Source organism: Kitasatospora sp. NPDC001132 (assembly GCF_053598415.1).
The window spans coordinates 18,091-32,037 of record NZ_JBSFKF010000055.1 but is presented as its reverse complement, the minus strand read 5'-3'; the positions used below and the strand labels follow the sequence as shown (position 1 = coordinate 32,037).

Below are 13,947 nucleotides of genomic sequence, written 5' to 3'. Positions count from 1 at the left end.
TACACGGAGGACGTCCAACACGCCACCGGCACCGGCTGTCCCCCCCCCACCCCCCCCCCCCCCCCCCGGAGGGGAGACCGCCCGTCGCGGTCTCCCCTCCGTCCGCATGCCGGTCCATGTGTCGACAATGCCGTCGTCCCGCCGGCCGCCGCCGGTCACGTCTTCATAACTTCCCCCGCTGACCAGGCCGTTCGGTCCCGACCTGGGCGAATTGATGACGGATCAACCGGGTTGACGGACGTTCGACGATCCCTAGGGTGCGGATCCTCATCACTCCATTCGCGGGGGATTCACATGCACTCGACTCGCACGCGCCGGTTCCTCGGCGCGGGCACGGCCACGGTCGTGGCCGCCCTGGCCGCCGGCACCGCGGCCCTCCCGGCGCACGCCGCCGGCACCCAGCTCAGGATCTTCCCGACCGGCACGATCCAGATCTCGACCCAGCCGGCCCCCCAGCCCCAGTTCGGCGAGAACATCCACCTGCGGATCGGCCGGACCGGCACCGGCGTCGTGAACGGCGTCAAGCTCGCGTTCGACACCACCGGCATCGACGGGCTGGCCACGCTCAGCGTCCCGGGCTGCGCCACCGCGGGCAAGGTGATCACCTGCGACCTCTGGCGCCTCGACCTGGAGAACATCAACATCACCAACCACCCGTGGCTGAGTGCCGTCGCGGGAGTCCGCCCCGGCTCCACCGGGACCGTCCACGCCACCCTCAGCGCACCCGGCGCCGAGACCGGCGAGGCCGACATCCCGGTGGAGATCGGCGGCGCCGGCTTCCGCACCAAGGCGCCCTCGGAGCAGCTCGGCGTCAAGGTCGGCAGCACGCTCCCGTCGACCCTCGAGTTCGCCAACCACGGCGAGTCCGCGGCCCGGCGGGCGGTCGTCGAGGTCTACCTGACCCCTGGCCTCGACGTGGCCACCTGGCCCTCCAACTGCGAGTACGCGAAGGACAAGGGCGACTGGGCGGGCCGCGGCTTCGGCCGCCCGATGCCCACCGTGCACGGCATCTGCACCGTCGACGGCGAGATCGCCCCCGGCCAGGCCGTCAAGCTGAACGGCCTCGACCTCACCGTGGGCGCGGACGCCCGCTACGCCTTCGCCGGCTACTCCGTCTTCCCCGCCGAGGGCATGTACGGCAGCGGCGCCGCGGACCTGCGCCGGCAGCTGTCGTTCCAGCGCGGCACGGGCGCTCCCGCCACCCTGGTGAAGACCTCCGGTGAGGGGATCCCGGACGGTCTCGACATCAACGCCTACTCCACCGAGCAGGAGGTCCTCGCCGACAACAGCGCCGACTTCGCGGTGAACGGCTCCTGGGCTCCGGACGCCTCCGGCACCACCGGTACCTTCACCCTCGGGGCCGTCAACAACGGTCCGGCCTCGGTCATGGACCGCAGCGGCGGCGAGGCCGCGCCCAACCTCACCGTGCAGTTCCCGGAGGGGGTCACCGTCACCGGCCTGCCCGCGACCTGCCGGCCGAACGACTACGTGCTCGGCCAGAAGTCCGACAAGCCGCTCAACAAGTTCTCCTGCGACGGACTGGGCGACTTCTTCATCCCGGCGGGCGCCACCAACTCCCACAAGCTGACCCTCTCCGTCCCCGAGGGCACCGGCGAGCTGACCGCGACGGTCTCCCTGCAGAACATGACCAGCGAGTACGAGCCGGGCCACCCCAGCGCCGTCATGGGCTGGGACCACAACCCCGCCAACGACCTGCTGAAGGTGGACCTGCGGGCCGCCCCTGGCAGCACGCCCGGCACCGGCGGCACGCCCGCCCCGACCCCCACCGGGACGGCCACCGAGGCGCCCGTCACCGAGCCCTCCCCCGCGCCGACCGGCGCGGTCGTCCCGGCCGGCCTCACCGGCAGGGACTCCGCCGGTCCCGACGCGCAGGCCGACCCGGGCACCGGCGGCACCCGCTCCGGCTCCACCGTGCGCACCGGCTCCGGCACCGACCGGGCCACCGGCGGCAGCCTGGCCAGCACCGGAACCTCCGCCGCCCTCCCGCTGGCCGCGACGAGTGCCGCCGCCGTGCTGCTCGGCACCGCCGGTCTGGTCACCGCCCGCCGGCTCCGGGCCCGCCGCGACGGCTGACCCCGCCGCACCGAGGGGAGACCGCCGTCGCGGTCTCCCCTCACGGCAGTCCCGGCGCGGAGCACCACGTGTGGCTGGCTACCCTTGTGGGGTGAGCGATCAGAGCCTTGTTCCCGCGACCGACGACCTTCCCGAGCAGATGCGCGTCCGGCGCGAGAAGCTGGACCGGCTCCGGGCGGCCGGTGTCGACCCGTACCCGGTCGGATTCCCCCGCACCACCACCATCGCGGACCTGCGCACCAAGCACCCCGACCTGGAGCCGGACACCGCCACCGGCGAGCGGGCCGGCGTCACCGGCCGCGTGATCCTCTCGCGCACCGGCGGCAAGCTCTGCTTCGCCACCCTGCGCGACGGAACCGGCGACCTCCAGGTGATGTTCTCCCTGGACAAGCTGGGCGCGGAGCGGCTGGCGGCCTGGAAGGCCGACATCGACCTCGGCGACCAGGTCGGCGTCGAGGGCGAGGTGATCACCTCCAAGCGCGGCGAGCTGTCCGTGATGGTGGACCGCTGGGAGCTCACCGCCAAGTGCCTGCGCCCGCTGCCGGACAAGCACAAGGGCCTGACCGACCCGGAGGCCCGGGTCCGCCAGCGCTACGTGGACCTGATCGTCAACCCCGAGGCCCGGGAGATCCTGCACCTGCGCAGCAAGGTCGTCCGCTCGATCCGCCGCACCTATGAGGACCGCGGCTACATCGAGGTCGAGACCCCGATGCTCCAGCCGGTGCACGGCGGCGCCAACGCGCGTCCGTTCAAGACGCACATCAACGCGTACGACATCGACCTCTACATGCGCATCGCCCCCGAGCTGTACCTCAAGCGGCTGGTGGTCGGCGGCGCCGAGAAGGTCTTCGAGATCAACCGCAACTTCCGCAACGAGGGCGCGGACTCCACCCACAATCCGGAGTTCACCTCGCTGGAGTCGTACGAGGCGTACGGCGACTACGACACCCAGGCCGAGCTGATCCGCGAGACGATCGTCAACGCGGCCCGGGACGCGCTGGGCACCACGGTGATCAGGGGCGTGGACGCGCACGGCGTCGAGCACGAGATCGACCTGGCCGAGCCGTGGGAGGAGGTCCGCGTCTACCCGGGCATCTCCGCCCGCCTGGGCGCCGAGGTCACCCCGGAGACCAGTGTCGAGGAGCTGCGCAAGCTGGCCACCGAGCACGGCATCCCGTTCGAGAAGGACTGGGGCCACGGTCAGATCGTCCTGGAGATGGTCGAACGCCTGCTGGAGGAGAACGCCGTCCGGCCGACCTTCATCAAGGACTACCCGACCGAGGTCTCCCCGCTGACCCGCCAGCACCGCTCGCAGCCCGGCGTTGCCGAGAAGTGGGACCTGGTGATCTTCGGGACCGAGATCGGCACCGCCTACTCCGAGCTGGTCGACCCGGTCGAGCAGCGCGCCCGCCTCACCGCCCAGTCGCTGCTGGCGGCCGGCGGCGACGTCGAGGCCATGCAGGTGGACGAGGACTTCCTGCGCGCCCTGGAGTACGCGATGCCCCCGACCGGTGGCCTCGGCCTCGGCGTGGACCGCCTGATCATGCTGCTGACCGGCAAGAACATCCGGGAGACGGTGCTCTTCCCGCTGGTGAAGCCGGAGCCGAAGGCTTCCGCCCCGACGGCGGAGAAGACCGAGGAGGAGTGACCTGATGGACTACGTCAGCGCGATCGTGCCGCCGCTGGTCATGGCGATCGGCTTCGGATTCCTGGTGCGGGCCATCATCCGCAGCCAGGGCGGGGCCCAGCGGGCCAAGGAAGACCTCGACTGACGCCGTCAGCCGCCCGAACGACCGGCGCGCCGCCATTCCCGATTCCCGGGGGTGGCGGCGCGCCGGTTTGGCGCACTTCACAAGATTTGCCCCATTCACTCCCTATCCTGGCCGCACTATGGTCCGGCAACTCGGCGAACTTGAGAACGCCATCATGACCCGGGTGTGGCAGTGGAACCGACCGGTCACGGTTCGCGAGGTTCTCCTGGATCTGCGGTCGGAACGCGAAATCGCGTACACCACGGTGATGACCGTCCTGGACAAGCTCCACAGAAAGGGCTGGCTGCGCCGCGAGCGGGTCGGCCGGGCCTATCGATATGAACCGGTCTCCTCGCGTGAGGCGTACACAGCGGCCCTGATGAACGACGCCTGGGCCACCAGTGACAATCCGGCGGCGGCCCTGGTGCACTTCTTCGGCCTGATGTCCCCCGAGCAACGCGAAGCGCTCCGGGACGCCTTGCGGGTGGCCGCACTGTTCCCGTCCGATCCGCCCGGCGCGGATTCCGCGGACGACGGACCGGATACCGGTGGGACGGAACCGGGAGCGGCGCGATAACGTCCCGACCATGGAGGTCACCATCCGCCGGGCGCGGACCACGGACGTGCGGGCAGTGCGCGGGCTCATCGACGCCTACTCTCGCGACGGCATTCTGCTGGACAAGCCCACAGTCACACTGTTCGAATCCGTCCAGGAGTTCTGGGTCGCGGAACGCGACGACAACGGCGCGGTGGTGGCCTGCGGTGCACTGCACGTGATGTGGGAGGACCTCGCCGAGGTCCGCACGCTCGCCGTGGATCCGGTCGTCCGGGGCCACGGGATCGGGCACCTGCTGCTGGAGAAGCTGGTGCAGACGGCACGCTGGCTGGGCGTCCGTCGGATTTTCTGCTTGACGTTCGAGGTCGCGTTCTTCGCGAAACACGGTTTCGTCGAGATCGGCGAGGTCCAGGAAACCGATGATGGTACGACAGACCCGGCGGCGATCGCTACGGATGTCTATGAAGAACTCCTCCGCTCGTACGATGAAGGCGTCGCCGAGTTCCTCGACCTGGAGCGGGTGAAGCCCAACACACTGGGCAACTCGCGCATGCTGCTGCACCTCTGAGCCGCTCCACCCGGGTCAAGGGTTTGTGTTTTCCGGAGAAAGGCGCTTTCCTTTCCTTAGGCAATGGGTCGTTTAGCGGAAAGGGAAGCCCGTGGCACAGAGGGTGCAGGTCATTCTTGAAGACGATCTCGACGGCGGTTCGGCGGACGAGACGGTGACGTTCGCGCTCGACGGCGTTGCCTACGAGATCGACCTGAAGAGCGCGAACGCGGACAAGCTCCGCGGTCTGCTGGCGCCGTACGTCGAGAAGGGCCGCAAGCAGAGCGGCCGGCTCGCCGGTGCCCGCCGCCCGGGCCGCGGCGGTGCCGCGCGTCCGTCCGGCGGCGGTGCGCCCGACACCGCCAAGATCCGCGCGTGGGCCAAGGAGCAGGGCCTGGAGGTCAACGACCGCGGCCGCGTTCCGAGCAACGTCCGCGAGGCCTACGAGAAGGCCAACGCGTCCTGATCCCGGCGCCGCAGGCCCGCCGGAGCGGGCGCGGGGCCCCGGCGGCCGGAGACGGCACCGCCATCACACGCACGGGGCGCGGAGGGTCTCCTCCGCGCCCCGCGGCGCGTGCCCACCGGGGCCGCGCCACCACCGGTACCGAGGGCCGCGCGGGGCGCCGGCTCGGGCGGCGGAACAACGACGGCCTGTGCGACGCTGTAGGGGCGAAGCGGCAACGCGGACACCTCCGGGCGGTGCACCCGGGCCCCGGCCGCCGTCGAACCGCCGTCTCCACGGCCCGACTTCTCGCCAGGCGAACACCGCCACCGCGGAAACTGCGCGAGAAGCGCCCCGATACCGGGTATGAATGCAGGTGGACGGGTTCTTCGGCCCGTCCAGGGGCAGTAAGTGCGACCGGCCGGAGCCGTTCCGGCCGCGCCCCGGCGGCACGTGTTCGCCGATGGCGTAGCGGAATCCGGTGCATCCGGCCCGTCTGCGGGAACACCGTTTCCCAGCATCAGGTTGAGATTGGTGTCGGCTGGTCGCGCAGCATCTCGCTCCTCTACCGGGGAGTGAATCCGTGGGCCGCGCCGCTGAGCGGGACTAGCATGCGGAAGGACAGGGCGGGGACGGACCCCGAACTGCCCGACCGCTCTGAGGAGCGATAAACGATGTTCGAGAGGTTCACCGACCGCGCGCGGCGGGTTGTCGTCCTGGCTCAGGAAGAAGCCCGGATGCTCAACCACAACTACATCGGCACCGAGCACATCCTCCTGGGTCTGATCCACGAGGGCGAGGGCGTCGCCGCCAAGGCCCTGGAGAGCCTCGGGATTTCTCTTGAGGCCGTTCGCCAGCAGGTCGAGGAGATCATCGGCCAGGGCCAGCAGGCCCCGTCCGGCCACATCCCCTTCACCCCCCGGGCGAAGAAGGTCCTGGAGCTGTCGCTCCGCGAGGCGCTTCAGCTCGGCCACAACTACATCGGCACCGAGCACATCCTGCTCGGCCTGATCCGCGAGGGCGAGGGCGTCGCCGCCCAGGTCCTGGTGAAGCTGGGCGCCGACCTCAACCGGGTGCGCCAGCAGGTCATCCAGCTGCTCTCCGGCTACCAGACCGGTGGCGGCGGCAAGGAGTCGGCCACGGCCGGCGGGCCCGCCGAGGGCACCCCGTCCACCTCGCTGGTCCTGGACCAGTTCGGCCGCAACCTCACCCAGGCCGCCCGCGAGGCCAAGCTCGACCCGGTCATCGGGCGCGAGAAGGAGATCGAGCGGGTCATGCAGGTGCTGTCCCGCCGCACCAAGAACAACCCGGTGCTGATCGGTGAGCCCGGCGTCGGCAAGACGGCCGTGGTCGAGGGCCTGGCCCAGGCGATCGTCAAGGGCGAGGTCCCGGAGACGCTCAAGGACAAGCAGCTCTACACGCTGGACCTGGGCGCCCTGGTGGCCGGCTCGCGCTACCGCGGTGACTTCGAGGAGCGCCTGAAGAAGGTGCTCAAGGAGATCCGCACCCGCGGCGACATCATCCTGTTCATCGACGAGCTGCACACCCTGGTCGGCGCGGGCGCCGCCGAGGGCGCGATCGACGCCGCCAGCATCCTCAAGCCGATGCTGGCCCGCGGCGAGCTGCAGACCATCGGTGCCACCACCCTGGACGAGTACCGCAAGCACCTGGAGAAGGACGCCGCGCTGGAGCGCCGCTTCCAGCCGATCCAGGTCGCCGAGCCCTCGCTGCCGCACACCATCGAGATCCTCAAGGGTCTGCGCGACCGCTACGAGGCCCACCACCGGGTCTCCATCACGGACTCCGCCCTGGTCGCCGCCGCCACCCTGGCCGACCGGTACATCTCGGACCGCTTCCTGCCGGACAAGGCGATCGACCTGATCGACGAGGCCGGCTCCCGGATGCGCATCCGCCGGATGACCGCGCCGCCGGACCTTCGCGAGTTCGACGAGAAGATCGCCGACGTGCGCCGCGAGAAGGAGAGCGCGATCGACGCGCAGGACTTCGAGAAGGCCGCGTCCCTGCGCGACGACGAGAAGCAGCTCCTGCAGGCCAAGGCCAAGCGCGAGAAGGAGTGGAAGGCCGGCGACATGGACGTCGTCGCGGAGGTCAACGAGGAGCTCATCGCCGAGGTCCTGGCCACCGCCACCGGCATCCCGGTCTTCAAGCTGACCGAGGAGGAGACGTCCCGCCTGCTGCGCATGGAGGACGAGCTGCACAAGCGCGTCATCGGCCAGAAGGACGCCATCAAGGCGCTCTCCCAGGCCATCCGGCGCACCCGTGCGGGCCTCAAGGACCCGAAGCGCCCCGGCGGTTCGTTCATCTTCGCCGGCCCGTCCGGTGTCGGTAAGACCGAGCTGTCCAAGACGCTGGCGGAGTTCCTGTTCGGCGACGAGGACGCGCTGATCGCGCTCGACATGTCCGAGTTCTCCGAGAAGCACACCGTCTCCCGGCTGTTCGGCTCCCCGCCCGGCTACGTGGGCTACGAGGAGGGCGGCCAGCTGACCGAGAAGGTCCGCCGCAAGCCGTTCTCGGTCGTCCTCTTCGACGAGGTCGAGAAGGCCCACCCGGACATCTTCAACTCGCTGCTGCAGATCCTGGAGGACGGTCGCCTGACCGACTCCCAGGGCCGCGTGGTCGACTTCAAGAACACCGTCATCATCATGACGACCAACCTCGGCACCCGGGACATCTCGAAGGGCTTCAACCTCGGCTTCGCGGCCACGGGTGACACCCAGACCGGGTACGAGCGGATGAAGGCGAAGGTCGGCGAGGAGCTCAAGCAGCACTTCCGCCCCGAGTTCCTGAACCGTGTCGACGACATCGTGGTGTTCCACCAGCTGTCCGAGGACGACATCATCCAGATCGTCGACCTCATGATCGCCAAGGTGGACGAGCGGCTCAAGGACAAGGACATGGGCCTGGAGCTCAGCGTCGAGGCCAAGAAGCTGCTGGCCAAGCGCGGCTACGACCCGATCCTGGGTGCCCGTCCGCTGCGCCGCACCATCCAGCGCGAGATCGAGGACCACCTCTCCGAGAAGATCCTCTTCGGCGAGCTGCGGGCCGGCCACATCGTCGTCGTCGACGTCGAGGGCGAGGGCAAGGACGCCAAGTTCACCTTCCGCGGTGAGGAGAAGTCGGCCGTCGCGGACACCCCGGCCGCGGTCGCCTCGTCCGGTCCGGACCTGACGAAGTAACCCAACTTTTAACAGACAACTTCACAGCCACCGAGCCCCCGGCGTTCACGCCGGGGGCTCGGTGCGTGCGCCTCCCACCAGGGCCGGAGCCGGTGCGGGCCGGGATGGCAGGCTCCCACGCTGGCTGGTGCGGGTGCGCCCGGTTTCTCAGCAAGCTTTAACCAACATACGGTTGACAGACGGTCAGGTGATGGGAAGTCGCGGAGCATAGCGCCGTGGCCATGTCATGGTCAAGGTCTATCTTTTCTGTGCACGCTTGTATCAAATGACGTCCACCTGTCTTTCATTTTGGTTTGCCGGGCTTTGGCCATGCGCTTGGCCCCGGTCGGGGAGGACGTCACAACGTTGAAGAACACCAGGAAAACCGCCGCGGCCTCGACGGCCGCGGCGGTCATAGTCGCGCTCGGTGCGGGCCTGTTCCCGGGCACCGCCGTCGCCGCCGGCTCGGCCCCGGTCCCGAAGGACCCGGCCGACGCCGTTCAGAACACCGAGCACAACATTCCGGGCCCGCTGACCGCGAAGGTGGAGGCGGAGCAGAAGGCCGCCACCGAGAAGCTGCTCAACGGCACCGCGCAGATCGAGCAGCACAACGGCAGCACCAGTGTGAAGCTCGGCAAGGACAAGTACGTCGAGCTCGCCCGCGAGCGCACGGACAAGATCTTCACCATCCTCGTCGACTTCGGTGACCAGGTGGACAACACCACCAAGACCGCCGACGGCAAGGTCAAGTACGGCGGCGAGCCCGGCCCGAAGCACAACGAGATCGAGGCGCCGGACCCGGCGACCAACAACTCGACCGCCTGGCAGGCCGACTACAACCAGCAGCACTTCCAGGACCTGTACTTCGCCAAGGACAAGCCCTCGCTGAAGACCTACTACGAGAAGCAGTCCTCGGGCCGCTACTCGGTCGACGGCGTGGTCTCGGACTGGGTCCGGGTGCCGTGGAACGAGGCCCGCTACGGGTCCGACTACTGCGGCTCCAACGTCTGCGCCAGCGCGCAGGACCTGATCCGTGACGCCGTGGACATCTGGTACAAGGACCAGCTGGCCAAGGGTCAGACCGAGGCGCAGATCAAGGCGACCCTGGCCCAGTACGACCAGTGGGACCGCTACGGTTCGCACCACGACGGGAACTTCAACCAGCCCGACGGGTACATCGACCACTTCCAGATCGTGCACGCCGGCGAGGACAAGTCGGCCGGTGGCGGCAAGCAGGGCACCAAGGCCCTGTGGGCGCACCGCTCGTACGTCTACGGCAACCTGCAGGGCACGGCCGGCCCCGAGGGCAACAAGCTCGGCGGCGTCCAGGTCGGCAACAGCGGCCTGTGGATCGGCGACTACACGATGCAGCCGGAGAACGGCGGCCTCGGCGTCTTCGCCCACGAGTACGGCCACGACCTCGGTCTGCCGGACCTCTACGACACCGCCGGCAAGGGCATCGACAACTCGGTCGGCTTCTGGTCGCTGATGTCCTCCGGTTCCTGGCTCGGCGAGGGCAAGAACAGCATCGGCGACATGCCGAACGACCTCGACGGCTGGAGCAAGTACCAGCTCGGCTGGCTGAACGTCGACCGCGCCAAGGCCGGCACCGAGTCGACCCACCACATCGGCCCGGCGGAGTACAACAGCAAGCTGCCGCAGGGCCTGATCGTCGACCTGCCGAAGAAGAGCATCACCACCGACATCAACAAGCCGTTCGGCGGCACCGGTGAGTGGTGGAGCGGCAGCGCCGACAACCTGAACGTCACGCTGACCCGCGACATCGACCTGACCGGCAAGGCCAAGGCCGGCATCAACGCCAAGGCCTGGTACGAGCTGGAGCAGGACTTCGACTACGCGTTCGGCGAGGTCTCCACCGACGGCGGCAAGACCTGGACCGTCATCGACGGCACCTGGAACGGCACCGCACTGCCGCGCGAGAACGGCCGTCCGGCCATCAGCGGCCAGGTGGCCGCCTGGGGTGACCTGTCGTTCAACCTGGACGCCTACGCCGGCCAGAAGATCAAGTTCCGCTACCACAACACCACCGACGGCGGCCTGCACTACCGCGGCCTGACGCTGGACAACATCGCGGTCGTCGCCGACGGCGCCACCGTGTTCAGCGACGACGTCGAGAAGGCCGACAACAGCTGGGCGGCCGAGGGCTTCACCCGCTTCGGCGGCTCGTACACCAAGGACTACGCGCAGTACTACATCGCGGAGAACCGGCAGTACGTGTCCTTCGACCAGACGCTGAAGACCGGCCCGTACAACTTCGGCTTCGCCGACAAGCCGAACTGGGTCGAGCACTACTCGTACCAGCCCGGCCTGCTGATCTGGTATTGGGACCAGTCGCAGACCGACAACAACGTCAGCGCCCACCCGGGCCACGGCCTGGTCCTGCCGGTCGACTCGCACCCGGCTCCGCTGAAGTGGACCGACGGCAGCCTGATGCGTCCGCGCATGCAGGGCTACGACTCCACCTTCGGCTCCCGCCGCACCTCGGGGCTGACCCTGCACAAGGCCGGCGTCGAGACCGTCATCCCGAAGGCCAAGGGCGTCGACGAGTTCAACGACCTGAAGTCCTGGTGGAACAAGGACAACCCGTACAGCGGTGTCGACGTCCCGAAGACCGGGACCAGCATCGAGGTCGAGAACGAGTCCTCGAACTACCTGGAGACCTGGATCCGGGTCCGCCCGGTCGACAACTGATCGCCACCCCGGTAGCGATCGGCCTGTGACCAGGCAGCTCTGACAACTCCACGTCCGGCCCGTCCCCGCAGCGCGCGGGGGCGGGCCGGACGCTTTGTCGGATCCGGTCGGAGTCGGGCCGGGGTTCAGGACCGCCCGGCTCCGGGGCCGGCCGACAACCGGTCCAGGAAGGCGGCGACCGCCACCGCGACGTCCGCGCCGGTCCAGTCGAGGGCCGGCGCGGCGACCGTGACCTCGGTCATCGAGAACCCGGGCGACCCGCACTCGCGCCAGGCGCCGAACAGCCCGATCCCGGTGTCCTCGGCCAGCCCCAGCCCGGCCTCCTCCAACTCCGCGGCCGGGTACGGCAGCCAGAGCTGGAACTGGTGGGTGTGCGGCGGGGCCGGCTGCACCCGGGCACCGGGGACGGCGGCGACCGCCCGGGCCAGCGCCCCGGCGACCGTCCGGGCGTGCGCCACGTACCCGGCCAGCCGCGGCAGTTCGCGCTCCAGCCCGGCCAGGGCGGCCAGCGCGAACGGCCACTGCTGGTAGAGCTGCCCGCCGTAGCGGTGCCGCCAGGCCCGGGCGGTGCGGACGAAGCCGCGCGGGCCGGCCAGCGCGGCGCCGCTGATGCCGCCGAGCGCCTTGTAGAAGGAGACGTAGACCGAGTCGGCCAGGGCGGCGACCTCCGGCAGCGGCCGGCCGAGGGCGACCGCGGACTCCCAGATCCGGGCGCCGTCCAGGTGCAGCGCCGCACCGTGCTCCTCCCGCACCACCGCGGCCAGCTCCACCAGCTCCGCCCAGCCGGGCAGCACGAACCCGGCGTCGCGCAGCGGCAGCTCCAGGCTCAGCGCGGCGTACGGCTCGTCCAGGGCGCGCAGTTCCTCGGCGGTGGGCTGGCGCGGCGCGGTGGTCGGCCAGAGGCTGCGCAGGCCGGACAGGACACCGAGCGCGTGCCGCTCGTGCCGGTCGGTGTGGGCCAGCGGATGGGTGACCACGGCGCGCAGCCCGGCGGCCTCGGCGTGGATCCGCAGCGCGGTCTGCTGGGCCATCGTGCCGGTCGGGAAGAAGGCCGCGTCCTCGGTGCCGAGCAGCTCGGCGACCCGCTGCTCCAGGGTGCGAACCACGCCGTCGCCGTACTGGTCGGGGCGGCCGTCCAGGTCGGGGGCGGTGTGGGGCTCGGGAGCGGCGTGCGGCTCGGAGGTGCCCCCGGGCTCGCCCGGGGGCCGGCCCGCCAGGTCGGCGAGGCGTTCGCGGATGCTCTGCGGCCGGGCCCCGGACAGCAGCCGCTCGCAGCCGCGCAGGGCGGCGAAGCGGCGGTCCGGCAGGCTCGGGCGGTCACTGGCGTCGGGATCTTCGCTCCTGTTGCCATACATGGCTCGATGGTCCCGCAGCGGGCCGCACCGGTCAGCGGTGCGGGCGGAAAGCGGTCCGAGTCCGCCAAACCCCGGCCGCGCGTGGTGCTGGTCACAGGCCTCCGGCGCGGTACGACCGGTGGTAGTAGTGGAGCCGGAGGGATCGGCGGACCACTGCGAAGCCGTCATGGACGATCGGATCGCATGATCACTACTCCATCGGTTGGAATCTCCGACGCCACGCTGACTACATGCCGTAGTACGTCACCGCGTTTGGGACTCCGCTCAGTGACCGTTAAACCTGAGTGGTCCCCCGCTCAGCACGCTCCCGAACGGGCCCTTCGTGCTGCCCTCGTACGATCCGTGAGGTACGGCAAGCGATGTCCACCATCCCGCCCGTCGGGCCGGCCCTCCGCCGGCTCGCCGCCCGAGCGGTGGCCCAGGCCGCGGCCCAGGCCGCCGTCTGGCGGCCCCGGATCGGCCACGCCGTCCGCACCCAGGCCGCGCCGCTGCGCACGCTCGGTTCGCCCCGGCACACCACGCTGCCCGGCAGCAGCCAGCGCGCCGAGCACGACCACGCGCTGATCTCGGCCGGGGCCGCCGCCGTGCTGCTCGCCGGCGTGCTGCTGGTGGCCACCCCGGGCACGGCCTCGGCGCAGACCGTACGACCCACCACGCCGGGCAGCTCGGCCTTCACCGTGCCGCGGGCGGAGGTGCCCAACGCCGGGCTGGTCCAGGTGGCCGGCCCCAGCCCGTACAAGCTGCCCGACGACGGGGCCTCGGCGCAGCAGTCCGTGGGGGTGGCGGCCAACCTGCTGCCGCTCGTACCGCCGCCGCCGGAGCCCGAGGAGGAGCCCGCCGGAGAGCCGGCCCCGGAGCCCGAGCCCGCGCCCGAGCCCGCACCCGAGCCGGCTCCCGGGTGGTCGGCGCCCGTGCCGAACGCGCCGACCAGCAACCCGTACGGGAAGCCCGACCGCCACTACGCGGCCGGGTACCACACCGGGGTGGACTTCGCGGTGGCCCCGGGCACGCCGCTGCTGGCGGTCGGCGACGCGACGGTGGTGTCGGCCGGCTGGGACGGCGCGTACGGCAAGGAGGTCGTGCTGCGGCTGGCGGACGGGCACTTCGCGCAGTACGCCCACATGTCCTCGGTCTCCGTCTCGGCGGGCCAGCAGGTGTCGGCGGGCGAGCGGCTCGGGTCGTCCGGGAACACCGGCAACTCGACCGGCCCGCACCTGCACTTCGAGATCCGCACCAGCAACCGCTACGGCGCGGTGGTCAACCCGATCGCCTACCTCGCGGGGCACGGCGTCACGGACTTCTGAGCCGCCCGAC

Annotated in this window: 8 protein-coding genes and 1 pseudogene; 8 read left to right on the top strand and 1 reads right to left on the bottom strand. The window is 70.5% G+C overall.

Features of this window, described 5'->3' with window-relative positions; genetic code table 11:
* Positions 1-294: 294 nt before the first annotated feature.
* The 7 genes and pseudogenes from ACWDBE_RS37505 (at position 295) to ACWDBE_RS37475 (ending at position 11,278) form a co-directional block, all read left to right on the top strand.
* Positions 295-2,094, top strand: a complete 1,800-nt coding sequence (locus ACWDBE_RS37505) for a hypothetical protein (protein ID WP_449810211.1) — start codon at positions 295-297, stop codon at positions 2,092-2,094.
* A 127-nt stretch (positions 2,095-2,221) separates the two neighbouring features.
* Positions 2,222-3,742 (top strand): annotated as a pseudogene (gene lysX / locus ACWDBE_RS37500) (bifunctional lysylphosphatidylglycerol synthetase/lysine--tRNA ligase LysX); the annotation flags it as partial.
* A gap of 242 nt (positions 3,743-3,984) precedes the next feature.
* A complete protein-coding gene (locus ACWDBE_RS37495) occupies positions 3,985-4,422 on the top strand; it encodes a BlaI/MecI/CopY family transcriptional regulator (RefSeq protein WP_449790995.1) in 438 nt (145 codons plus the stop codon).
* Positions 4,423-4,432: 10 nt separating this feature from the next.
* Positions 4,433-4,969, top strand: coding sequence for an amino-acid N-acetyltransferase (locus ACWDBE_RS37490; protein WP_402415582.1), 537 nt, complete (start codon positions 4,433-4,435; stop codon positions 4,967-4,969).
* Positions 4,970-5,060: 91 nt separating this feature from the next.
* On the top strand, positions 5,061-5,414 hold the full coding sequence (locus tag ACWDBE_RS37485) for a histone-like nucleoid-structuring protein Lsr2 (protein WP_363380541.1): 354 nt from the start codon (positions 5,061-5,063) through the stop codon (positions 5,412-5,414).
* Between the two features lie 650 nt (positions 5,415-6,064).
* Entirely contained in the window at positions 6,065-8,587 is a 2,523-nt protein-coding gene (locus ACWDBE_RS37480; protein WP_402415585.1) for an ATP-dependent Clp protease ATP-binding subunit, read from the top strand.
* Positions 8,588-8,932: 345 nt separating this feature from the next.
* A complete protein-coding gene (locus ACWDBE_RS37475) occupies positions 8,933-11,278 on the top strand; it encodes an immune inhibitor A domain-containing protein (protein ID WP_449790994.1) in 2,346 nt (781 codons plus the stop codon).
* 125 nt (positions 11,279-11,403) lie between these two features.
* Here ACWDBE_RS37475 and ACWDBE_RS37470 read toward each other — a convergent pair whose 3' ends face one another.
* Positions 11,404-12,633 (bottom strand): threonine aldolase family protein, encoded by a 1,230-nt coding sequence (locus ACWDBE_RS37470; RefSeq protein ID WP_449790993.1) that lies wholly within the window; start codon positions 12,631-12,633, stop codon positions 11,404-11,406.
* A 359-nt stretch (positions 12,634-12,992) separates the two neighbouring features.
* Between ACWDBE_RS37470 and ACWDBE_RS37465 the strand changes: the two genes are divergently transcribed.
* Positions 12,993-13,937, top strand: a complete 945-nt coding sequence (locus tag ACWDBE_RS37465; RefSeq protein ID WP_449790992.1) for a M23 family metallopeptidase — start codon at positions 12,993-12,995, stop codon at positions 13,935-13,937.
* The last annotated feature ends 10 nt before the right edge of the window (positions 13,938-13,947 follow it).

What these genes read in the sequence shown, in the direction of transcription:
- ACWDBE_RS37490 (WP_402415582.1), top strand. Translation starts at nt 4,433, where the DNA reads ATGGAGGTCACCATCCGCCGGGCGCGGACCACGGACGTGCGGGCAGTG.
- ACWDBE_RS37505 (WP_449810211.1), top strand. Translation starts at nt 295, where the DNA reads ATGCACTCGACTCGCACGCGCCGGTTCCTCGGCGCGGGCACGGCCACG.
- ACWDBE_RS37465 (WP_449790992.1), top strand. Translation starts at nt 12,993, where the DNA reads ATGTCCACCATCCCGCCCGTCGGGCCGGCCCTCCGCCGGCTCGCCGCC.
- ACWDBE_RS37480 (WP_402415585.1), top strand. Translation starts at nt 6,065, where the DNA reads ATGTTCGAGAGGTTCACCGACCGCGCGCGGCGGGTTGTCGTCCTGGCT.
- ACWDBE_RS37470 (WP_449790993.1), bottom strand. Translation starts at nt 12,633, where the DNA reads ATGTATGGCAACAGGAGCGAAGATCCCGACGCCAGTGACCGCCCGAGC.
- ACWDBE_RS37495 (WP_449790995.1), top strand. Translation starts at nt 3,985, where the DNA reads ATGGTCCGGCAACTCGGCGAACTTGAGAACGCCATCATGACCCGGGTG.